The 22,465-nt window shown below is 49.0% G+C and carries 23 protein-coding genes; 13 read left to right on the top strand and 10 right to left on the bottom strand.

The genetic code is table 11. The features are described 5' to 3' along the window. Positions 1 to 64: 64 nt before the first annotated feature. On the bottom strand, positions 65 to 1,099 hold the full coding sequence (locus QLG07_RS16770) for a hypothetical protein (protein WP_167429579.1): 1,035 nt from the start codon (positions 1,097 to 1,099) through the stop codon (positions 65 to 67). A gap of 185 nt (positions 1,100 to 1,284) precedes the next feature. On the opposite strand from QLG07_RS16770, the gene QLG07_RS16775 reads away from it, so the two are divergent. Genes QLG07_RS16775 through QLG07_RS16795 form a run of 5 tightly spaced genes read left to right on the top strand, consistent with a single transcriptional unit; the run spans position 1,285 to position 6,005 of the window. Beyond that, a complete protein-coding gene (locus QLG07_RS16775; protein WP_040126227.1) occupies positions 1,285 to 1,680 on the top strand; it encodes a TIGR03757 family integrating conjugative element protein in 396 nt (131 codons plus the stop codon). Further along, positions 1,680 to 2,654 carry a TIGR03756 family integrating conjugative element protein gene (locus QLG07_RS16780; RefSeq protein ID WP_282469737.1) on the top strand — a complete coding sequence of 325 codons (975 nt, stop codon included), beginning with the start codon at positions 1,680 to 1,682 and terminating at the stop codon, positions 2,652 to 2,654. The genes QLG07_RS16775 and QLG07_RS16780 overlap by 1 nt, the downstream gene beginning before the upstream one ends. 8 nt (positions 2,655 to 2,662) lie before the next feature. Beyond that, on the top strand, positions 2,663 to 4,117 hold the full coding sequence (locus tag QLG07_RS16785) for an integrating conjugative element protein (protein WP_081981872.1): 1,455 nt from the start codon (positions 2,663 to 2,665) through the stop codon (positions 4,115 to 4,117). Between the two features lie 14 nt (positions 4,118 to 4,131). After that, on the top strand, positions 4,132 to 4,497 hold the full coding sequence (locus QLG07_RS16790; RefSeq protein WP_242461321.1) for a hypothetical protein: 366 nt from the start codon (positions 4,132 to 4,134) through the stop codon (positions 4,495 to 4,497). Further along, complete coding sequence (locus QLG07_RS16795; protein WP_282469728.1) at positions 4,497 to 6,005, top strand: conjugal transfer protein TraG N-terminal domain-containing protein; 1,509 nt, start codon at positions 4,497 to 4,499, stop codon at positions 6,003 to 6,005. The genes QLG07_RS16790 and QLG07_RS16795 overlap by 1 nt, the downstream gene beginning before the upstream one ends. A 25-nt stretch (positions 6,006 to 6,030) precedes the next feature. Here QLG07_RS16795 and QLG07_RS16800 read toward each other — a convergent pair whose 3' ends face one another. Then, positions 6,031 to 6,435, bottom strand: a complete 405-nt coding sequence (locus QLG07_RS16800; protein ID WP_040126231.1) for a hypothetical protein — start codon at positions 6,433 to 6,435, stop codon at positions 6,031 to 6,033. A 79-nt stretch (positions 6,436 to 6,514) separates the two neighbouring features. Beyond that, positions 6,515 to 7,162 carry a recombinase family protein gene (locus QLG07_RS16805; protein WP_282469729.1) on the bottom strand — a complete coding sequence of 216 codons (648 nt, stop codon included), beginning with the start codon at positions 7,160 to 7,162 and terminating at the stop codon, positions 6,515 to 6,517. Between the two features lie 376 nt (positions 7,163 to 7,538). Here QLG07_RS16805 and QLG07_RS16810 point away from each other — a divergent pair, with 376 nt between their 5' ends. After that, complete coding sequence (locus QLG07_RS16810) at positions 7,539 to 8,972, top strand: DNA cytosine methyltransferase (RefSeq protein ID WP_065801635.1); 1,434 nt, start codon at positions 7,539 to 7,541, stop codon at positions 8,970 to 8,972. A 34-nt stretch (positions 8,973 to 9,006) separates the two neighbouring features. On the opposite strand, the gene QLG07_RS16815 is transcribed toward QLG07_RS16810, so the two are convergent. Next, a complete protein-coding gene (locus QLG07_RS16815) occupies positions 9,007 to 10,221 on the bottom strand; it encodes a type II restriction endonuclease (protein ID WP_162122896.1) in 1,215 nt (404 codons plus the stop codon). Positions 10,222 to 10,294: 73 nt separating this feature from the next. Here QLG07_RS16815 and QLG07_RS16820 point away from each other — a divergent pair, with 73 nt between their 5' ends. The 4 genes from QLG07_RS16820 to arsH all read left to right on the top strand — a co-directional run bounded on the left by QLG07_RS16820 (position 10,295) and on the right by arsH (position 14,515). After that, on the top strand, positions 10,295 to 10,690 hold the full coding sequence (locus tag QLG07_RS16820; protein WP_282469730.1) for a hypothetical protein: 396 nt from the start codon (positions 10,295 to 10,297) through the stop codon (positions 10,688 to 10,690). Between the two features lie 173 nt (positions 10,691 to 10,863). Then, the gene (locus QLG07_RS16825) at positions 10,864 to 12,801 is read left to right on the top strand and encodes a methyl-accepting chemotaxis protein (RefSeq protein WP_095427085.1); all 1,938 of its coding nucleotides are present in this window, start codon (positions 10,864 to 10,866) and stop codon (positions 12,799 to 12,801) included. A gap of 659 nt (positions 12,802 to 13,460) precedes the next feature. Further along, positions 13,461 to 13,796, top strand: coding sequence for a metalloregulator ArsR/SmtB family transcription factor (locus QLG07_RS16830; protein ID WP_008109300.1), 336 nt, complete (start codon positions 13,461 to 13,463; stop codon positions 13,794 to 13,796). Next, the gene (arsH, locus tag QLG07_RS16835) at positions 13,793 to 14,515 is read left to right on the top strand and encodes an arsenical resistance protein ArsH (protein ID WP_008109299.1); all 723 of its coding nucleotides are present in this window, start codon (positions 13,793 to 13,795) and stop codon (positions 14,513 to 14,515) included. Before QLG07_RS16830 ends, arsH begins: the two co-directional genes overlap by 4 nt. A gap of 42 nt (positions 14,516 to 14,557) precedes the next feature. Here the strand turns inward: arsH and arsC are convergent, their stop codons facing one another. From arsC to QLG07_RS16855, 4 genes are all read right to left on the bottom strand, one after another. Next, positions 14,558 to 14,986 (bottom strand): arsenate reductase (glutaredoxin), encoded by a 429-nt coding sequence (arsC, locus tag QLG07_RS16840; protein WP_008109297.1) that lies wholly within the window; start codon positions 14,984 to 14,986, stop codon positions 14,558 to 14,560. A gap of 47 nt (positions 14,987 to 15,033) precedes the next feature. Continuing rightward, a complete protein-coding gene (locus QLG07_RS16845; RefSeq protein ID WP_282469731.1) occupies positions 15,034 to 16,317 on the bottom strand; it encodes an arsenic transporter in 1,284 nt (427 codons plus the stop codon). 70 nt (positions 16,318 to 16,387) lie between these two features. Next, positions 16,388 to 16,741 (bottom strand): metalloregulator ArsR/SmtB family transcription factor, encoded by a 354-nt coding sequence (locus QLG07_RS16850; RefSeq protein WP_008109293.1) that lies wholly within the window; start codon positions 16,739 to 16,741, stop codon positions 16,388 to 16,390. Positions 16,742 to 16,940: 199 nt separating this feature from the next. Beyond that, entirely contained in the window at positions 16,941 to 17,537 is a 597-nt protein-coding gene (locus tag QLG07_RS16855) for a recombinase family protein (RefSeq protein WP_065801641.1), read from the bottom strand. A 401-nt stretch (positions 17,538 to 17,938) separates the two neighbouring features. On the opposite strand from QLG07_RS16855, the gene QLG07_RS16860 reads away from it, so the two are divergent. Then, the gene (locus QLG07_RS16860) at positions 17,939 to 18,901 is read left to right on the top strand and encodes an Abi family protein (RefSeq protein ID WP_282469732.1); all 963 of its coding nucleotides are present in this window, start codon (positions 17,939 to 17,941) and stop codon (positions 18,899 to 18,901) included. A gap of 89 nt (positions 18,902 to 18,990) precedes the next feature. Here QLG07_RS16860 and QLG07_RS16865 read toward each other — a convergent pair whose 3' ends face one another. Then, on the bottom strand, positions 18,991 to 19,806 hold the full coding sequence (locus QLG07_RS16865) for a hypothetical protein (protein ID WP_282469733.1): 816 nt from the start codon (positions 19,804 to 19,806) through the stop codon (positions 18,991 to 18,993). Between the two features lie 305 nt (positions 19,807 to 20,111). Beyond that, a complete protein-coding gene (locus QLG07_RS16870) occupies positions 20,112 to 20,711 on the bottom strand; it encodes a hypothetical protein (protein WP_282469734.1) in 600 nt (199 codons plus the stop codon). A 526-nt stretch (positions 20,712 to 21,237) separates the two neighbouring features. Here QLG07_RS16870 and QLG07_RS16875 point away from each other — a divergent pair. Both QLG07_RS16875 and QLG07_RS16880 read left to right on the top strand, forming a co-directional pair. Next, the gene (locus QLG07_RS16875; RefSeq protein WP_236352621.1) at positions 21,238 to 22,032 is read left to right on the top strand and encodes a ParA family protein; all 795 of its coding nucleotides are present in this window, start codon (positions 21,238 to 21,240) and stop codon (positions 22,030 to 22,032) included. Then, positions 22,019 to 22,270 carry a hypothetical protein gene (locus QLG07_RS16880; protein WP_187506467.1) on the top strand — a complete coding sequence of 84 codons (252 nt, stop codon included), beginning with the start codon at positions 22,019 to 22,021 and terminating at the stop codon, positions 22,268 to 22,270. The genes QLG07_RS16875 and QLG07_RS16880 overlap by 14 nt, the downstream gene beginning before the upstream one ends. Positions 22,271 to 22,465: the final 195 nt, after the last annotated feature.

Below are 22,465 nucleotides of genomic sequence, written 5' to 3' on the forward strand. Positions count from 1 at the left end.
ACCGGCCGCAAGGCCGGTTTTAAAAAACCAACTATAACCCACTGACTTATAATTAAGTTTTAAATTAAAATGAATAGGCTGACCTTGTTAATAATCTGTCTTCATAATTCTCAAATATTAAGGTCCATTCTTCATCACTTGCGTAAACTTGGAAAATACGTTCAGCTCGGAATAATTTTGGGTCAACCTTGATTCTTGCAAATGGATTATGGAATATCATAAGGCCATCAGTTATGTTTTCTTTATAGTCTGATGACCAACCTTCGATGTGTTCTGGCTTACCAGTTGGAGGGGTTGACCATGTTGAACTGATCATTACCTTTTCACCATTTTTGTTTGCTAAAGCTTGGAGCTTGCTGAAAGTAGCCGCATTGTTAAAAATTATAGCACTCACGCATTCATATTGATTATCGTTAAAAATACCGAGGGGTATCTCTGCACCATTATCTTTTTCTACAAATCCTAAGTTTTGCACTGGAGGGCCATCAGGATAACGCTCAGGGTTGTCTAAGTATATGTCTTCGTTGATGTATTCATCATACAGAACAGCTCTTATAGGGCGGTCATTCTGAAGATTGAAAAACCTCTGTTCAAAAGGAGCCAAAGCAATCACAAATGGCTTTCCTTTAACGTGTGGTAATTTACTATAACTTTTTTCGTACTTATTTACCTTTGATACAATTGAGTTATTAATCCTTATCATTGCCTCTTTATTTAAATCCCAAAACCTCTTTGGAATCGAACTTTTATATTCCTCAGCCCGATCCCATTCTGGGGTTTTTCCATTTGCAGAATTGCAAATTGTGGCCTCAACAATAACTTCCGACCCGTTTTTATTTAAATTAAAATCAGGTGATGCATAGGAAAAATCAATTTCAAACCCTAAGCTTCTAAAAGTGGCGTGTAGGTAGACCTCCCAAAAAGTTGAGTTAAAAGTCGTCTGAAACTCTTTAACCAACTTACCGTCTCTATCATCAAAACCAGACGCCCAATCATTAAATAGCCTTTTTGCGCTGTTATATTTGTCGGGCAGAAGCCTTTCAAAGTTAGGATGGTAATCCTTAGTGTCTACTATTGGCTTGAAAAAATCTAGCTTCATAAAAACCACCTTAACCTAGTAACATTTTATAATATTTTCAGAGGTATAAATTACTCTGTTTATATTTCTACTAATAGTTTTTTCTTGAAATAACTAAATTTTCATTTTCTGAAAAAGAGTTTACTACTGAAAGCCTGACTCGGCGCTGCCACTCTGACGGCATGTTACCGTGAAGGAGATCCGCTATGCGACTCAGGCTATTAAACTCATTTTTCCTGTTTATACCGTTTCAGCTGATGGCCGGCACCGTTGTCTATACCGATGCCGGACATCCGCCTCAGAATCTGTCTGAAGAAAGCTCTGTTGTCTGGCTTGATGGCCCCGACCGCCTGCAGAACTCCATTTTCGGCCAGCTGGCTGCAGATCCGCAGCTGGCCGCTCAGCAGGCCCGCGAAATCATTCAGTCGCCGCAGTGGCCCGGACAGCAGGAGCAGATTGCTCAGGCATACCGGCAGGTTGTGCATGCCTGGGAGATCGGGCTACATAAGTTCCCTGCCGTCGTTTTCGATGACCGGGATGTGGTTTATGGCACGTCCGACGTTGCGCGGGCTACCATGCTTCGCAGTCAGGGGGGTAAATGATGCGCTTCTCCCCAGAAACACACTTCCGTGCCGCCGGCGTTGCCACCGTGCTGGTAGCAGCCGCGACGCCGGCCACGGTTTCTGCCATTAATACTGCCGGCATCATTGCCAGCGCCATCACTCAGGACTGTATAAGCTGGCGCGTCAGCGGCATCTGTTACTGGCTGATGTGTACGCCCTTTGGCTGTTCGGTGAAAACCTCCGTTAAAGTGACGCACTTCATTCCTGAAGTCGTAGTGTCCACCTACACCGGCCCGGGTGGTAATCCCTGGACAGAAATGGCGTTTATGAGCGGCGCATCCGGTACGATCGATAACGCGCTGACCAGCGGGGCGCCAGCCGGCGGTGGTAATGCCGCCGATATTAAGACTCCCGGGCAGCGTAAGTCGAACATCAAATTCAAGTACGCCGATGCGATAGGCCACCCAGCCACCTCCGTCATTGGTGGCAGCATTCCCGGTTATTCATGCAATACCGCCGCCACGCCATTTAATCCCTACTTTCTGAGCACGCTGGATTCACTTGTTTGGCGATCGGGATTACCTGAATCGCTGTATCCCGAGGCGCTGGTTCCCGGCCAGCATGAACTGGGCAGCCAGGTCAACGCCAACATGTGGGGCAATATTTATCCCCGCTCGGGCTTCGTCAGCCAGACGGACGATGACAAAGCCTCTGCCGTGGTCGCGCAGCGGGTCGCCGACATTATCACCCGGTCCGGGCAGCCTCACGTTTATCAGGTACTCAAGGGCACGCACAAAGCCGGCTACTGGCCGCCAGGAGAGGTGAAAGAAAACACGGGCACGGCGAATCATAAATGGCAGCGCCTTTCACCCACGCTTTCTACTTCCTGCGCCGTCTTCCCTGACGGCGCGTATCCCATTGCTCAGGACGGCAACGAAGCCTATGCGCTATGGCAGCCCTACAGCTGCTGCAAGCGACGCGGCCAGACCTTCCTCTATTCAACTGACTTCTGAGAGGCACAATGTCACCAGTTCAATTTAAATCGGCCGCACTTGCCCTGTGTATTGCGTCCGCAGCGGCATCCGCGCAGGCAGCTGATGATAACCAGTCCGGCACATTCGGTATTTCACTGCCCTCCGTAAATAACAGCGCCATAGGCTACGGCAAGGACGTCAGCGGCGCGGTTTCTGACAAGCTCTACTATACGCTCGGCGGCGGCTCAGTGATTTCACAGCCGGCAACGCGCAGCAACATGCGTAAAATCGGTATGAGCGCAGGCTGGAGCAGCGACCTGATGTGCGGCAACTTCGACCTGAAAACGACGGTCGGTAATCAGCTCAACGGGGTAACAAATGGCTTCAAAAATCTCATGGGCGACGTGGTTCAGAACGCCACCGGTGCCGTCGCCAGCTTGCCGGCAATGATTATCCAGCGTGCCAATCCCGGCCTGTACGACATGCTCACAAACGGCGTGCTGCAGGCAAACGTCTCTTTTGATAAAGCCCAGCTCAACTGCCAGAACATGTCGAAGCGCATGATGGATTTTGCCGGCAACAACAAATGGACGCAGGGCGCGGTAATGGATGAGTACCGATCGCTTGTTAACAGTGGAGACGCTGATGCTGTCCGCGTGAATAACTCAGCGGACAAGCTGCAGGGCAACTCAGGCCAGAACTGGATCGGCGGACAAAAACGGGGCGGTCAGGGGCAGAAGGCCATCCGGCCAACGCATGACTTAACGGCCGCAGGGTTCAATATGATGAACAGCCTGCCGGTATTGAGCTCTGACACGATCAGCAGCAACAGCTGTAACGGGGGAGCCTGCGGAAAATATGCGAGTGCTGAAGAAGCCGCTAAAGCCGTGGTTCAGGTTGTGGGAGACAGCTCCCTGCGCACCTGCAGCGATGCATCTCAGTGTACAAGCGGCGATGACGAACAGCAGCCGGGGGCTACTCAGGCCGGCACTGGCTTTGCTCCGATTCTGGAAGAGACCACCAAAGAGAATACTGAACAGCTGGTAAAACTCGTTAACGGCACCGAACAGCCCAACGCGACTAACCTGGCAAAGCTCAAAACAGGCAGTTTGCCCATCACTGCAGGCGTTATCAGAGCACTTCAGCGGGATCCTGATAACGCAGCCCTGACCGCCCGCCTCGCCGGCGAGCTGGCGATGGCGGATACGGTTGAAACCGCGCTGATTATGCGCCGCATGATTGTTACCGGCATGTCTGAGCCTAACGCAGCCGCGCAGAATGCGGCCATTGAGGAAGGCGATCGTCGCGTTGCGGCCATCGATCGTGAGATCACCGCTTTACGAAATGAAATGGAGCTTAAGCGCGAGCTGTCTCGTAATTCAGTGCTCACCATTATCGATCGGGAAAACGGGCGCGTTAACAGTAATCCTCAGACGCAGAGCGATGACAGCACCGACAACCGTATGAACCATCTAGCCGTTCCTGAGACGGAAAACAACTGATGAGAGCGCAGCCTATGAAAACCGATAACGGGGCGACACGCGCCTCATTTTTCCGTCGGCACCCCGCGCTGTTTCGCGTGCTGTGTACTGCCGGCGCTCTACTGGCATTTCTGCTGGGCGGGCTCATCGTCGCGGATCGGGCAATAAAAAATCCTGCACAGGCCGCTACATTTCGCGACTGGATGGAGCATGCCCGCTATGGCTGGCTGATATGGCGCCTGGCGATTTATGGTGTGCTTGCGTGGGGTTTTGTGAAAGTTTTCCGTGCACCGGGCTTCGGCCCGCAACACCGGCAGCCGCTGATCCGCATTGCGGCTGTCAGCCTTATTTTTGCCGTTGTCTGTGAACTAGTGCTGCTCGGCGGCACGGGAGCGTCCTGATGCTGACTAACAGCTACTTGGAATATTTCCTTACCCTGCTCGGCTGGGTGGTTAACAACGGACTCTGGAATATTCTCATCACGACCGGCCTGTTTGCCGCGCCTGTCGCTTTCCGGCTTATCGGCATCTGGCTGAAAGTGCGTGAAGAAGGTGAAGATGAGGGGAATAAAGGTGCCCTGTCCATACCCCGCATGGAGCACGCGGTTTACACGTCTTTTCTGGTGATGATTGCCTGCTGTATGCCGCTGATGAACGTCGATATGAGCACGATAAAATATGACACGTCGCGTGCGCAGAGCTGCGGGACGTGGACGCCAAAAGCGCCCGATGACACGGGATATTCACCGGTCATATCGAGCATTAATGATCAGACGGCTGCCGCGCCGGTCTGGTGGTATCTGATTCACAAGCTGGCAAAGGGCATTACCCAGGCGTCTGTTGCCACTATCCCCTGCCGTCCGGACATGCGTCAGCTCCGCTTCGAGGTGCAGCACACGCGTATTAACAACAAATCTCTCGCGGAGGAGCTGCAGGACTTTACCAACGACTGCTATTCGCTCGCGCTGTATATGTGGAAACGTCAGGATCAGGGGCAGACGAAAGACAAAGCCACGCTGCGTGATATTGAGTGGATAGGCAGCAAAACTTTCCTCAGTAATTATTACGGCAGCCTGCAATCGAAAACGCCCAGGGCTGAATTTGCCTGGAATGAAAGCCGCGACAGCGGAAGGCCGGATACAGGCCGGGGCGGCTATCCGACATGCCGCGAGTGGTGGAATAGCGCTGATACCGGGCTGGAGGCTCGCGTCGTCGATCAGGCTGACCCGGGATTATGGACCCGTTTGACAGCTGCCATGAAAATGATCGGGGGCAACTCAGCGGACTATAAAGAGGCTATTATCCGCCGCCTGGTCAGTCCTGAGAGTCTGACCGTATCACAGGGCGGACACGTCTATGCCGGCTACGGAGGCAACGCCGATTTCACGCTCGATAACTCCGTAGCCCGCGTAGCTGCAATCGGCGGCACCGCGTTAGGCAGTCTGGCAGCGTTCCCAGCATTTGATGCCATGCGCCAGGCGTTGCCAATGGTCCAGGCCGTGTTGCTCATGGCCGTAGTGGTGATTCTGCCGCTTATCCTGGCGTTCTCTGCTTATGAAATTAAGACCGTTATTACGCTTACGTTTGTGCTTTTTGCGCTGAACTTCCTGACGTTCTGGTGGGAGCTGGCGCGGTGGCTCGACAGCTGGCTGCTGACAGCGCTGTACAGCTCTGACACGCACAGTAGCTTTAACATGGCCGGATTTCAGAACAGTTCGGATGACCTGATCATGAACTTTGTTATGGCCACGATGTTTCTGGTACTGCCTGCAGTATGGATGGGGGCACTTTCATGGGCTGGCGTACGTATTGGCGGCACACTGGATGCTGCGTTCAAAAGTGGTACAAACGATGTGCAAAAGGCGGGAGGCTCAGCTGTAAATACAGCTAAAAGTGCCGCTAAGCTATGATTTTGTTAGTGGGCATGGATGCCCTCTAATCTTCCTCGTCGTCGTAATTATCTACCCTGGATGATGTTGCTCCTGGCATTGATGAGCCTGTATAAATCCCCGTTCCCTCATAACCATCACGCCACTCAGTCCCATAAGAAGGGGCATGATCATCGCTGCAGCCATCTTCACCGCTGATAGCTATGTTGCACAGCATATAAACAAATATCCCGCCAATGATCATAATGGTTCCGAAGATCACTCCACATGCGACCGCAGTACACAGCGCTACAAAGCACGCCAATGGAACCGGTATGCGCCCTAAAAAAGCAGGAAGTTCACGCCTGACAGCCCATGCGATACAAATATTGTTAGCAGCTCTCGCGCTTTTAGAGAGCCTGAGCCAAAATCCGGCGGCACGCCTTCCTCTGTTGAAAGCTGAGTTATCCATAGCCTCTCCTTAGAATAATCTTTGAGCTTAATAGTCACATAGAATGTCTGTAGAACTTTGGTTGTAACATTTATCACCTCTACTCATTAAGCAAACTTTCATCATGCTCAGCAAGATAACGTTTAGTAATCCTGATTACCTGCCGTTCAGAAACCCCACAAATATTGGCTGTTTCACTAATGCTCATCCCGTTATGTAGCCGCAGTTTTATAACGTTTTTATGCATTTGATGGTTAGCCTGCTTTCCTTTGAATTTTCCTTGCTCAACAGCTTTTTTGATACCTTCTTGCTGCCAGCGTCTGCGATCCTGATAGTCCTTATGGGCTATAGCTGCAAGCATATCTAACATCATTGCATTTATTGCTCTGAGCATTGCAGCAGTAAAGTCGTCACTTCTATGGTTCTCCAGCGCGACGTAACTGGTTGGTAGATCCAAACTTACTATCGATAAACTTTTACTGTTAATCAATTCCTTGAGTTTTACCCATCCAGCATCATCAAGACGAGAAAGCCGATCTACCTGCTCAATCAGTAAGGCATCCCCTGGCGAGGCATTCTCAAGTAGCCGCATAAGTTCGGGCCGCTGAAGTGAAGCACCAGAAACATTCTCAACATACCAGCTTGCTACACGATGGCCGCGCTCAGCTACAAATTGCTGCAGGCTGTTTTTAGCACGCTCGGCATCTTGTTGCCGGGTAGATGCGCGGAGGTACGCAAAAATGTACATTTTTCAGGCTACCATGACTTATAGGTGATGACTTATCATAGCATGACTTTTAGGTAATGACTTAATGATAAAATGGGTGCATTTGAGGGGGTGACTTTTGGGTATACTGGGCCGATTTTCTCCGCTTTATGCCATACCTGCCGAATTTTAAGCAGAATTCACGTAGCGTGATCGATTGTAAAGAGCCTTAACTACCCTCTTAATAAATCTCATATCACTATGTAAAGGAGCCATTTCCCGTACCAAGCCTCATTTAAGGTGCTTTTTAGAAACAGCAGCTATCGATGGCTGGTACTGTTTAAATATCCAGATTAAACCTTTCCCTCTGGGTCAGATGAGTGATAAAGTTTCACCTATAAGACCCATTGGAGGCATTATGTCTGAATTTGAATTACTGGCGCAGGATCTGCTTGAGAAAGCAGAGATAGACGAAAAGCTCCGGCAGGAAAATGATAAAAAGCTAATTGAGCAGGTGCTGGAAATCTATGATCAGAAGTACGTGGCCGAGTTACTCAGGAAAGTCGGCAAAAACGACTGGACTCGCGAAACTCTTAATCGCTGGATTAATGGTAAGTGTTCACCTAAGTCGCTGACGTCAGCCGAAGAGGCACTTCTGCGAAAAATGCTGCCGGAAGCGCCAGCGCATCACCCGGACTATGCTTTCCGGTTTATTGACCTGTTTGCCGGCATTGGCGGTATACGAAAAGGCTTTGAAGCCATCGGTGGCCAGTGCGTTTTTACCAGTGAATGGAATAAAGAGGCTGTGCGCACGTATAAAGCCAACTGGTTTAACGATGAGCAGGCACACACGTTTAATCTCGATATCCGGGAAGTTACGCTCAGTGACAAACCTGAAGTACCAGAAACTGATGCCTATGCCTACATTGACGAGCATGTGCCGGATCATGATGTACTTCTGGCTGGTTTCCCTTGTCAGCCGTTCAGCCTTGCTGGCGTGAGTAAGAAAAACTCACTCGGCCGGGCGCACGGTTTCGAATGTGAAGCGCAGGGAACCCTTTTCTTTGATGTCGCGCGCATTATCCGCGCCAAAAAGCCGGCTGTCTTTGTGCTGGAAAACGTTAAAAACCTGAAGAGCCATGACAAGGGTAAAACCTTTAAAGTCATTATGGAGACCCTGGACGAGCTGGGTTATGAAGTGGCGGATGCGGCTGACATGGGCAAAAGCGATCCTAAAGTCATCGACGGAAAGCATTTCCTGCCTCAGCACCGTGAACGTATCGTGCTGGTTGGTTTCCGCCGCGATCTGAATATTCACCAGGGTTTTACCCTGCGGGACGTCAGTCGTTTTTATCCGGAACAGCGGCCGTCATTTGGCGAACTACTGGAGCCTGTGGTGGACAGCAAATATATCCTGACGCCAAAGCTCTGGGAGTACCTTTACAACTACGCCAAAAAGCACGCGGCTAAGGGGAACGGCTTCGGTTTTGGCCTAGTAAACCCTGAAAACAGGGAAAGCGTTGCCCGTACGCTTTCTGCCCGCTATCACAAAGACGGATCTGAAATTCTGATTGATCGTGGCTGGGATATGGCTACGGGTGAAACAGATTTCGCGAACGAAGAAAATCAGGCGCATCGGCCACGCAGGCTGACGCCGCGTGAGTGCGCGCGCCTCATGGGCTTCGAGAAGCCCGACGGCAGGCCTTTCCGTATTCCGGTGTCGGACACGCAGTCTTACCGTCAGTTCGGTAACTCCGTAGTGGTTCCTGTGTTTGAAGCGGTTGCGAGACTGCTGGAGCCTTACATTCTGAAAGCCGTTTCTGCCGATGCTGGGAAGGCGGATAACATCTGAGTGCACCTCCCGGCAGGGTATGCCGGGAGATTATTTAAGGAAGATCGGCGTAAAGCCCTGTGAGCTCGGCAATAAAGGCGCCCAGCGTCATTAATTCTGCCCTTACCGCTTCCGGGTATTTTTTATGTATTGACGACGGCACGACCAGCCTGACCCCTTCCGCCTGCATTTCTCTGTACTGTGCCTGTGATACGCCCTCCTGCAGCGTAAACAGATGAACCGGAGAAATTCTGTTGGCTTCATTCAGTATCTGGCGCCAGCGATCTTTACAGGTGGTCTTAACTGCCAGCATACGCAGATTTTCTGCGGGAAATTCGGCGTCGTGGTAAGCCTCTGCGGAAGGGAAAAGGAAGTCAGGTTTTTTATTGCCCTCCGTAACTGCCTGCGTGGCAAAGTGCCGTAGCCCGTGCTCAATGAAGAGATGCTCCAGGTGCAGCTCCAGTGACTTTCCGGCCCGGGATTTACGACGATTACTGACAGAGTTGGCCAGCGCAATGAATTCATCCACGGAGCCAAATCCTTTCCGGATTATGTCCAGAACATGGAGTTCCTCAACCAACAGAAAAATGTCGTACTCGACGCGCCGACGGTCAATAAGCTGCTCATCCGGATTAAGGGAATTTTTCACATAATGGCCGGCGGCATACTCAATAATTTCATTTCCGGACGGAAAGCGCTGCTGCCAGTCCTCCGGGATAGTGTATTTATGATTAACGGGCATTTGCTGCAGAGACAGGCCGCCTAGGATTCGCCCGGCAGGCCCGGATATAAGCGTTCCGGGGATCACTTCACCAATAGCCGTCTCAATGATGTCCTCTTCATCAGGGCTGACGCAGACCCAGATGTCCACAGCCGTACTGTCCCCGCCGTGCTCATTAAGCCTGAAAGCCAGAAGAGTCAGGGCTCCGGTATTTTCAGGATCCTGAAGCGGGCTGCCTCTTCCCCAGCGTGTAATCCTCTTCTCGTTTCGGGTTTTACCAAAATGACGGCTGTTGTAATAAATTGCCCGGGCTTCGCTGTCCGGGCAGTCATGTGATGACACATGTGCTGTGATAAAGACTGAAGGGTTGAGCTCACGGGTATGGTTGATAGACGGAAATAGCTTCTCAACGATACCAGAAGGGATATAAAGCCCGACCTGATGACCGCCTGTTGCGCCAGTGTCATTGGCGGAAAGGCGTTTAATGTAAACGAAGTAATTCCCGCCTGCGATCTCAAGTAGCCAGTTATGAAAAGCCGACATACATATCCCTCTGTTGTCCTGAAATTCAACTCGTCATTTTTCCACAGTCAGACAGAAGCTGCTAGGAAGGCTTTTGTAGATGCTCTGCCTGCAGCTGAAACCGACTGTAATCAGAAAAAAGAAAAGTATCCTTCTGGACTCCTACGGCTCGCCAGATTCTGATGGTGCAAGGCAAGGTCAACTCCTGCAGCTGGCTAAAGTCCGCTATGAGCGAGAAGCGGACATTGCTAACAGCGTTATGAGTGAAGCAACGGGGAGCAGGTCACTCGCAGCGATCAAAGCGCCTGCCAGGTCAGATAGTTTTGCTTCACCTTACACCCCCGAGACAACGTCCTTCGGCGACATATTAATAATACATGTGCGCGAACCGCATTTAGTTCAGCCGACTCATTCAAATCTCAGTAAAAATTCTCAGATGAAAATCAAGCAATGGCTAATGCCGCTGCGAACAGAACTTCATCCCGAGAAAAAATGATTATTTAGCTTAAGTGCTTTGTTTAACGTTACTTAAAGTTTATTCCGTAAAGCAGTAAATCAACAATGCGGTATAAAGTTAATGAAGGAATAACCGATAAAAAGGTTAAGGTGCTTTGCAAATGTATCTTTTGTAATTGTCACTATAACGAATTAATTCACTAGGAATTATAAATGAATAAGATTCTTAACAATATAAGTCTTACCGCTAAATTTGCCATTCTGGGCCTGTTTTCCCTTGTCCTGTTCTCAGTTCCTACCATGCTTTTTGTTTCCGAAGGTAATAAATACATTCAGGACAAGCAAAGGGAGGTAACAGGTGTACCCGTAGAAAATAGGATTTTAGCCCTACTCAATTTGCTACAGCGCCATCGTGCAGAAACCGCCCTTGCCATTGCAACCAAAAATCCCGCAACACCGTCCCGCGTTCAGGTCAGAGATGAAATTGAAAACATCACTGATGTTATTACCAAAGATATGGCCAAGACAGAAGGCAGCGCTGCCATAATCAGCAAAATCAATGATGTGCGCACACAGTGGAGCCAGTTACAGCAGAGAATCGATTCTTCACAACTGACTCTGACAGCCAGTCTTGATGCGCATGCCCTCCTCATCCGCAACCTTTTGAACGCGAACCGTGATGTGCTGGATTTTTACGGCCTTTCTCTCGATTCAGATATCAACACGTACCGTTTAATTACGAGTAATTTTTCATCATTGCCTGAATTGACCGAAAGCCTTGGGAAAATACGTGCATTCGGCACTTCCCTTCTTGCCCGAAATGAAAGCATAAGTGAAGCAGACTCTGTCCGTATGGAGTCCTTAATCAGTAATGGTTCGTATAACCTGAATTTATTTGCTCAGGATTCTGAAAAACTATTTTTATCTGATAACACACTTAAGCAAAAATTTAGCGCAAATGCAGATGCAGCCGTTGAGGAGGCAAAAAGTGCTCTCAAAACCGCTGAAGCGATTTTCATTAACCGGAGCATGACGAATCAGAACCCGAAGGACTATGCAGCGCTCTTTACGCACGCTATTAACAAATTCAGCGACTACGCCATTGCCGGAGGTAATGAACTGAATGAAATGCTGAATGGGCAGATTAAGGAACACCGGTATGCACAATATGCTCTACTGACCGTTCTTGTTTTTATCGTTTTGTTAGCAGTAATTTTCGCTCTGATTATCATTCGCTCCGTTACCAAGCCTATCAGTGCAGCCTCAAAGCTTGCGCTTGAAGTCGCAGGTGGTGACCTTACGTCAACATTTACGGTGAAAGGACGTAATGAAACTGCCGGACTGCTCAAGGCATTACTGCAAATGAGTCAGCGACTTACACTTACGGTTGAAAACATCAAAAGCAACGCTGTCACTATTGCTACGTCATCTGAAGAAATTGCTCGCGGAAATGGTGATCTGTCGGCACGAACGGAAGAGCAGGCAGCCTCTCTGGCTGAAACCGCGGCCAGTATGGAGCAGTTATCGTCAATCATCGGCAATAATGCGGATAACACCCGTCATGCTGCTGAAATGGCCAATTCCGCTACCAGTGCGGCCTTAAGAGGCGGTGAGGCGATGGAGTCAGTGCTGAATTCAATGGAAAAGATAAGCAACAGTGCGGGGCAGATTAAAGAGATCATCTCCGTTATTGACGGGATAGCGTTTCAGACGAATATTCTTGCTTTAAACGCAGCCGTTGAAGCTGCCCGGGCAGGTGAGCACGGCAAGGGCTTTGCTGTTGTTGCATCTGAAGTCAGAGCACTGGCACAGCGATCGGCTGGAGCGGCGAAGGAGATTAAAGGACTGATTGAGCAGTCAGTTGAGCATGCCGAACAGGGAATTTCGATGGCCCGGGATGCCGGTGAAAAAGTTAAGCAAAGCGTGGAAGCTATTGAGCAAACATCTCAATTAGTCAGAGAGATTTCATCTTCTTCTGAAGAACAAAGTGCGGGCATATCTCAGATAAATATTGCGGTGACACAGATGGATCAGGTTACGCAGCAGAATGCCGTACTGGTTGAAGAGTCTGCATCATCTGCTGATGAACTTGCAAGCCGGGCCGCAAGCCTGAGGGATGCTGTCAGCGTATTCCGCACAAACGCTGTATAATTGGTTCAAATACTTTGGTTGTGTGCCATTTAATGCGGCAACATTTTTACAAAACTGCGTCTGTATTTGCATTTGATAATGCCATCTTCAGGGATGGCTTATCTCATTTAAAACCATGATAAAGTTATACTTTTGCACTTAAAGGCCCGGTGGACTAATTAAACGCCTGTTGAAATATTTGGCATTACCCCCCAATTGCCCATATGAGCTACGCTCATAACATCCGTTATGCAACCTGCAACGCGTTCCTCTTTAAAGTTGTTTCTATTGCAGATGGCCTTCATAATTCCTCTCGTGCCGGACGGCGCGTTACACCTTCCCCCTGGGGCGCTGTTCTGCACTCGCGCCATCCGGCCATTCAGTCAAATCTCTTACTACGCAGTTTCATAAATCAGACTTCAAATTTGAAAATGGCGATATGCAGAAAATCATTAGATGCGGGGTTAGCTGCATAGAGGCGCTGACCTGCTCCCGGTAAACTAACATTCCATGATGCAAGCAACGTCCGCTTTTGGCACAAAGCGGAATGACGCACAGGCCAATGTCCGCTAAGAGCGAACAGCGGACATTTTCCTTATTGAGGACATGACAACACAATCACACTCGTTGACTTGAATTATATTTCCATTATTCTGGAAATATAGATTTAAGGAGGCATCATGGACATGAATACCGCAGCCAGCGCATTAAAAGAACTCGGCCATCCCACGCGATTGGCCGTCTATAAAGCGCTGGTTAAAGCCGGACACGGCGGGCTGCCGGTCGGCGATTTACAGAAGCTGCTGGATATTCCTGCATCCACGCTGAGCCATCATCTTTCCGCGCTGATGTCTGTCGGGCTTATCCGGCAAGATCGACAGGGGCGAACACTTTTTTGTCTCCCACAGTATGAGCGGCTTGAGCAACTGCTGGCCTTTCTCGTCGAAGAGTGCTGTAGCGGAGAAGGTGGATGTGGCTTCAACCTGCCAACACAGTTAACTGAGAAAACAGAATGAACCTGACGGATATGACGCTACCCAATATCGATGCTGACCTGTTTGATGCACCGGTGACGACCGAAAAGCTGCTGGCAACAGAGCCCACTCATGCGCCGCGTATACTGATGCTGTACGGTTCTGTACGTGAACGCTCGTTTAGTCGGTTCGCCACTGAAGAAGCGGCTCGACTGCTGACGGCGATGGGCGCTGAAGTCAGGATTTTTAATCCATCCGGCTTACCACTTCCCGATGATGCCCCCGAAACGCATCCTAAGGTTGCCGAGCTACGCGAGCTGGTGCTGTGGTCAGAAGGCATGGTGTGGTGTTCACCAGAGCGTCACGGCGCGATGACCGGCGTGATGAAAGCGCAGATTGACTGGATACCGCTGTCAACAGGCGCGGTGCGCCCGTCGCAGGGGAAAACGCTGGCGGTGATGCAGGTCAGCGGCGGCTCTCAGTCTTTTAACGCGGTCAACCAGATGCGCATTCTGGGACGCTGGATGCGCATGATTACCATCCCTAATCAGTCTTCCGTGGCAAAAGCCTGGACAGAATTCGATGAAGCGGGCCGGATGAAGCCGTCGGCCTATTACGAGCGTATCGTGGACGTGATGGAAGAACTGATGAAGTTCACCGTGTTGACGCGTGGGCGCAGCGACTATCTTACCGATCGCTACAGCGAGAGAAAGGAGAGCGCGGAGCAGCTCTCAGCCAGGGTTAACCAGCGCAGCATCTGATAAAACCGGCGTTTCGCCGGTTTTTCTTTTCATCCTTTCTAATTACTGGCTGACGCGTTTACCGTCCGCACCAATCACCACTTCGCCATCTTCTTTAGTAAACGGACCTTTCTGCGGATCAGGCAGAATGTACAGCACGACTTCTGAAGGGCGGCAAAGCTTTGTTCCAAGCGGCGTTACCACTATCGGGCGATTAATCAGGATCGGGTGAGCCAGCATGGCGTCCAGCAGCTCTTCATCTGAGAAGCTGTCGCTGGCGAGGCCCAGTTGTTCATACGGGTCACTATTTTTACGCAGCAGCGCCCGTACGCCGGTACCCATCGCTTCAATCAGCGCTTCAAGCGTTTCACGCGTCGGCGGGGTTTCAAGGTAATGGATTACGTTGGGTTCTGCGCCGCTGTTGCGGATCAGCGCCAGCGTATTACGCGAAGTGCCGCAGGCGGGATTGTGATAAATGGTGATGTCAGACATGGTAAAACCTCGTGTAAGGGGGCCGCATGCGCCGCCCCGGATTATCGTCAGATCGACAGACGCAGCGCGAGCGCGGCAAGCGTAACGGTCAGCACCGGCAGCGTCATAACGATGCCGACCCGGAAGTAGTAACCCCAGCTGATGCGGATGTTTTTCTGTGACAGCACGTGCAGCCACAGGAGTGTTGCCAGGCTGCCAATTGGCGTGATTTTGGGCCCAAGATCGCAGCCGATAATGTTGGCGTAAATCATGGCCTCACGCACGATACCCTGTGCCGAACTGGCATCAATGGAAAGCGCGCCTATCAGCACCGTGGGCATGTTGTTCATGACGGATGAGAAGAGGGCGGTGAGATACCCGGTTCCCATCGCCGCCCCCCAGACACCCGAATCGGAGAAATCGTTGAGCAGCGTGGTCAGATACTCCGTCAGACCTGCATTACGTAATCCATAGACCACCAGGTACATGCCCAGTGAAAACACCACTATCTGCCAGGGCGCATTGCGCAGCACCTTGCGGGTATCAATCACGTGGCCGCGCCGCGCGACCAGCCAGAGGATCAGTGCGCCGACAGCCGCAACCAGGCTGACTGGAACGCCGAGCGGTTCCAGCGCAAAGAAGCCAGCCAATAGCAAAAGGAGCACCACCCATCCGGTGCGAAACGTGCTGATATCACGAATGGCCTCACGTGGCGCTTTGAGCTTCGCCTCGTCATACTTTGCCGGGATTTCCTTTCGGAAAAACAGGTGCAGCATAACGAGTGTCGCCAGCACCGAAGCAATGTTGACCGGCACCATAACCGACGCGTAATCACTGAATCCCAGATGGAAAAAGTCCGCCGAAACGATATTGACCAGGTTGGACACGATAAGTGGCAGGCTCGACGTATCCGCGATAAAACCCGCAGCCATGACGAACGCCAGCGTCGCACTACGGCTGAACCCGAGCGCCAGCAGCATGGCAATCACGATCGGCGTCAGTATCAGCGCCGCACCATCATTTGCAAACAGCGCTGCTACTGCTGCGCCCAGCAGCACGATATACGTGAAAAGCAGCTTTCCGCTGCCGCCACCCCAGCGTGCTACGTGCAGCGCTGCCCACTCAAAAAATCCTGACTCATCCAGTAGCAGGCTGATGATGATCACCGCAATGAACGTGGCCGTGGCGTTCCAGACGATCTGCCAGACCACGGGAATATCACCGATATGTACCACGCCCGTAATCAGCGCCAGTGCGGCCCCGGCCACCGCACTCCATCCAATACTGAGCCCGCGGGGTTGCCAGATAACGAAGATCAGGGTGAGAATAAAGATTGCGCCTGCCAGCAGCATGCTGCCTCCGTGTTTAATGATTAAATGGGGATACACATATGAATAAACAGATATGTTAAAATAAATTTTTTTAAAGGCAGACAGCTCTGCCGTTAGTGGTCGCATGGTCAAGCAGCGCATTATCCGCCAAGTCACGAATTTCGTCACGCTGACTCAGCCAGGCTTGTTCAATGACAGAAGCCGCCCAAGCTGGCATGTGTGGCGACAGGCGATAGTGGATCCACTTACCGTCGCGACGATCGCTGAGTAATCCACTGGAACGCAACATTGCAAGGTGACGGGAAATTTTGGGTTGTGGAAGTTTTAATGCCACTGATAGTTCACACACGCAGAGCTCACCCTTTTCCTTCAGCAGTAGCACCACCGTCAGGCGCGTTTCATCTGAAAGGTTTTTGAACAGTTGTAGTGGTGTCAGAGATAACATGTTGATTGCAGATCCAGGATAGTGCAAAGGGTATAAGGATTAGGATAGAACAGGAACACATTCGATAAAAGAAATATGTTTAGACCCACGGATATTACATGACGAATGACGAATTTGGCCTACACCGAGATACTGAATGCACAGTAATGTTAACAACGTCCGCTCCTGGCACAAAGCGGACATGCACTGGAAGGGTAGCTCACGAACGAGCATCAGCGTCTTCCATTGCCGCCTTTACTCTGAGAATGGTCTGCCGTGTAGTGTCGAATTCGCGGGCGATCGCGCTAATACTTCCCCCTTCCCTTAGGCGCAGGAATACCGTTTTCTTTTGCTCGTCATCCAGAGCAGGCGGGCGACCGAAACGTTTTCCGGATGCCTTAGCACGCGCGATACCAGCATGCGTACGCTCAAGCAGCAGATCCCGCTCAAATTCAGCAACCGCAGAGATTACCTGCATGGTCATCTTTCCGGCGGGACTGGTGAGGTCTACCCCGCCCAGCGCCAGACAGTGAACCCGTATTTCTGACGCAGAAAGCAATTCAACGGTTTTTCTTATATCCATAGCATTTCGCCCAAGGCGATCCAGCTTCGTTACGATTAAAACGTCACCGTTTTCCATCCGATCAAGCAGACGCATAAACCCAGGGCGCTCGGCAGCTGCGACTGAACCACTTATGTACTCTTCAATCAGTCGCTGAGGTCTGATAGTAAACCCGGCCGCTTCAATCTCACGACGCTGGTTTTCAGTGTTCTGTTCGAGGGTCGATACCCTGCAGTAGGCAAAAACTCGTGACATAGCGTTATTTTATGTACGAAAAAGGTGTACTTATTATAAAGCATGTACGAAATAAAAAACACTAACTTTCGGACAGGTGCTGTACACCATGTACGAAACCGGTCGGTTTGGGACAGCATGTTAAGGCAGCCTGAAGGAAGAGTGAAAATATAAGCTGTCTAATATTTCCTTGCGGGATGATTTCAGCACGTTCTGATTATAGCTTTCAGACTATGACATTAGAGTATACTCAAGTGTCATACATAAAAGGGGTGGTATAACTGCGCACGCTTAGCAAATTTGGCTCAAGAAACGGTTGACGACTTCGTCAAATAGAGTAGTATTAATGTCAATGACGCCTGCAACATCCCCTCGGGGAAGTTAGTGGGCCTTTTTTTTGCCTATTCAGGGATGATGCCGCTATGCCGACAATCCTTTACAGCAAACCCTATCGTACCCCTGCTGATCTAGTTAATGATCTTAAGAGTAAACAGCTTGAGTTCTTAGACGAAGCTGAAGCGGTAAACACCCTAAGCCAGATAAGCTATTACCATTTTAAAATTTATCTCCACCCCCTTTTAGATCCTGCCAGCCCAAGCGGCAAACATTACAGACGACATGAGTATTTTGAATACGGGGTTGAACTTTATAGGTTTGACGAAAAGCTCCGTGCGCTATTGTTTGGAGTTATCGCCAGACTGGAAGTTAAACTCAGGAGCAGGCTTGATCACGCGTTATCTGGCTATACAAACAACCCATTTTGGTATTTAAATGATACGTATTTCTTTACCAAAAAGAGCTCTGATTATATTGATGACACACGTAGAGGGATACAAAGAGATTTTAGCCGAGAAGACGAGCTTTATGCGAGAAATTATCGCAGTAAATATCATAATGATGTTCATCCACAGTTTACTGACCTCCCCCCGTTTTGGGTGGCAAGTGAGTTAATCACTATCGGCTGCTTATTTAGAATATTCGATGCAATTGATCACGGGTATTTTCGAAATCTAGCAGCTCCAGATAATACTCTCCTTGATAATCTGGCTAAGGAGTTTGGAGCAAATGATTTTAAAGCGCTCACAAACTGGGTGCGGCGTCTGCGCGACGTCAGAAACCGATGTGCTCATCATAGTCGTCTCTGGAACGCTAAACTAGCTACCCCTAGTCAGATTGCCGGTGAGCTTAGCGTTCCTGAAACACACCAAAAGCGCCCCTATCTGACAATATGTGTTATGCAGAGAATGATAAAAACACTTGGCATAACTGGCATTAATCTCAAATCCGATTTAATTCAGTTGTTCGCAGGCAACCATGCAGCCAGGCTCTATATGTCAGAGACTGGTTTCCCACAAGGATGGGAAAAAGATCCACTGTGGAACTAACTTAACAGCTCTAAAATAGTATAAATAAACCGCCTGAAGGCGGTTTATTTACATTTATCATTAATGCCCGGGCGCTCAACTCCAGCGGATTACCAAGCCGCGGCGTAACCCTGCTTGCGCAGGCGCTGCCTTGCCTGTTTTATATAAGGTCCGTTAATCTCTGATTTTTCCTGCAAATCGCAAAGCACGTTGCACAGAATGGCCAGCGATTCATCGGACAGCCTAAAGTCACGCCGCAAGCCGTATATGCTGATGCTCTTCAGAGCATGAATGCGATCAAACAGGTCCCGTAGAAAGTCCGTGCGTAGGCTGGGCTTAGCGAGCGCGATGGCTCTGCTGGCATCATCGTGAAACGTGACCTCTGGCCTTTCCTCGCCCGCCGCACGCAGCAATGCTGGCACATCAGGCCAGTATTTCAGATCGTACCGGTCAAGTTTCCGCAGCTCCGGGCAGATATAAGAAAGGTAGAGGTGATTCTCGCTCCCGGCAGCATCGATCATGTCCGTCAGCCTGAACGTATGCTCAACATGAAGGTGCCCGCTGCGGTTAAGTAATTCATCCCGGCGTTCAACAAGCCGCGCAAGCTTGTTATACACGGCGGCAATATCTGTATTGAGCGCCTGCAGCTCGCGATAATCGGTCCGTAACTGGCTATGCTCGCCTTTTTCACCGCTCATTGAGGCGAAAATACACTGCTCAGTAAGGTTCCACAGCGGGATACCGTTTACATCCTTAGCCCAAAGCTCCTGCCAGACCGGAGTCAGTTCAAGTTGGCGAGCAATAAGGCGTTCAAATATCGGCCAGGTGCTGGGCCAGACTGGCTCTGCCCCGTCTCTCCACTCACTCAGTTTCTTTTGCAACATGATGGTTGCCAGTGCGGCCGGATCATTCTTTTTTTTAGACATCGTTTTTACCCCGTTTGGTCGATGCCGCAAATTATGGTTAATTCCAATCCCTCTGTCGGTATCTCAGAAAATATTAAACTAAGCACGTCAGATACCTGCAACCTAAGGGTTAGGGAGCGAACAGTATAAGCAGATGCTGTTTCGGGGCCAGAGAATGAGGCTGATAATGCGAGGAAAAAAATCTGCTCCCGTAAATTCTGATTCGGGGAAACCCGCCGCAGCCGGAGTTTTACCGAATGGCCGGACTTTGCGGGAGTAGAACAGTAACCTCTCATTGATGTTAACCCGCGCGTCCGGCGCTATATCTAGCACTCAAACTCATCAGGGACGATGATGCGCTTTGCACTAGTTGTAAGATTAATTTCTGCAAACAAAGACGCTAAAAACTTTTCGGGCTGATTTAAGTATATTAAACCATGCATGAACCCAAGACATCCAAGCAAGTACAATAATACATTGCGCATTCTTCCCGTTAAAGCATTAGGATCACATAATATTTCATCTAATGGGCGTGAGGTTTTTTCTATTTCTAAGTTTTCTTCTGATGCTCTTAGGAAGTTAACGATCTTATCTTCAAGCTTTGGACTGTCTATCCTGTGAGCCAACTCATTTCTGAGTTTATTGAGCGCTTCAAGGACAGGCCAAACCGGCAATGAAGCGTCAAAATTATAAAAATGAGCTCCGTAAAGCGCTTCCGCTAATTTCAACTTATGGTTAAAGGAAAATTGAATTCCATTTAAAGAATTAGGAGTTTTACATTGAAGCAATATAATTTCATATAGCATATCCTCTAGGAAAAGATGAGCCTTTAACACTAATGACGTCATATCTAACTCAGGAGTTAAATGCTTATTATGTTTAGAGTGATGCTCCTTAATAAGCTTCTTCAGACTTTCTTGATCCATGCTTGTCATCCCCTCTTAGCAATAGAATGGCGTGAAAAAAACCTGTCGGCTGCCTGAGCGACGTACTTACTCTGAGACGACAGATTTGGGGGTAGTTCCTGAAATTTTTTTGTCATAAATATCATTATCCATTATTGATTGTAAATAGCACACTCCTCATGTAGCAGCGTAAAACTTATGACTTATAGGAAGACTGATGAGGCATACTCTAGCTCTTTGCCAGCTTCCTCAGAACATTGTCGGACAGGAAATTTGATATCAGCAGTTCAAGAGCAGGGTCGCCAGCATCACACGCACAAATAAGCCTGGGTCTGTGGCAATTCGTCACAAGTAGCGGTAAAAAAAGTAATCACCAACGTTATCAACTAACCTTTATTATAAACATACAAATCATTGATTTATTAAGTCTTTTAACAAGAAAATTTAGATATAAACTCGTCTTTTTGTATATGCTTATGTATATACATTGACATCAAGCTCTTAACCTGTACCATGCATATACCTTTGTATATACATGGAACTCCAAATGAAAAAGCCTTACATAATCTCTTTTGCTAACAGTAAAGGTGGCGTTGCTAAGACAACGAGCTGCATTGCTGTGGGTTGCGCACTGGCTGCTGCAGGTTATAAGACTCTGCTAGTTGACTTGGATCATCAGGGTAACCTTAGTGATGACGTTGGCCGGGGTGATGAGGATTTTACAATAACCGATCTCTTTGAAGACCCCAAGTTTGATACAAACAAGCTGGTCTATACCGCTCTTGATGGTGAAACCGTTATCCAAAACCTAGATGTCATACCTGCCGACATTACCCTTGCTGTTGAGGCACGTAGTGCCGAACGCTTTCGTCACCGTTTAAATATTCTGGACGAAGGACTAAGCAGACTAAAAACAACATACGATTTTATACTTATCGATCTTCGACCAGCTATCGACCTAAGTATTGAGAATGCTCTTCTTATAACCGATAAAATTGTCGTGCCTGTAGACATGGATCGCAGGGCTGTGAAAGGTATAGATGATCTATTCCAGGTGGTACGAGAAGTAAGACGTAACGAAGATTTTGTATATACACTTGTAAAGACAAAAGTTAACGAATCCCACTCAAAAATGAAAAAAGCTATTGATGGTTACATCAGTGATGCTGGTTACAGAGTAGCAAAAACTGAAATACGTCAGAGTGAACTTTTTAAGCAGGCTACCGAAGTTCATCGGCCAGTGATGATGTTTGCTAAAAACGAACGTCCTTACCGTGATTATAAAGCGCTAACACAAGAGCTTCTGCAGCAGATTGAGGAGGCTGAAAGTGGCAAGAAGTGATCGTATAGCTAAGGGTGTCACGCGTGTAACTGAGCGAAGAAATATTACTACTGGCAAACAAATGAATCTTCGGCTGACTGGCCTTGATGATGACGCTCTGTCGATGCTGGTTGAAAAAGTTCAGGATAAATTGCCTCAAAAAAACATTACTCGTTCGCGAGTTCTCAGGGCAGCTTGTTATCTTGAAGACGATAAGTTCATTGAAAAGCTTGCTCAGTTACTTGTTGAAAACACTTAATTTTAGTGGCTCAATGTATATACAAATGAATATACATTGCGCCTCATCAATTTAGCTTCCTGATGTTAGCAAAAGTACAGGCAATCTCATCGAGCCCTCTTATGTATATACAAATGGGTATACATAAATACAGATTTATGCATATGCAAATGCATATACATCACACCTGATCAATTTAGCTTCCTGACGTTAACT

This window comes from Erwinia sp. V90_4, from assembly GCF_029967685.1.
Classification (GTDB): Bacteria; Pseudomonadota; Gammaproteobacteria; order Enterobacterales; family Enterobacteriaceae; genus Erwinia; species Erwinia aphidicola.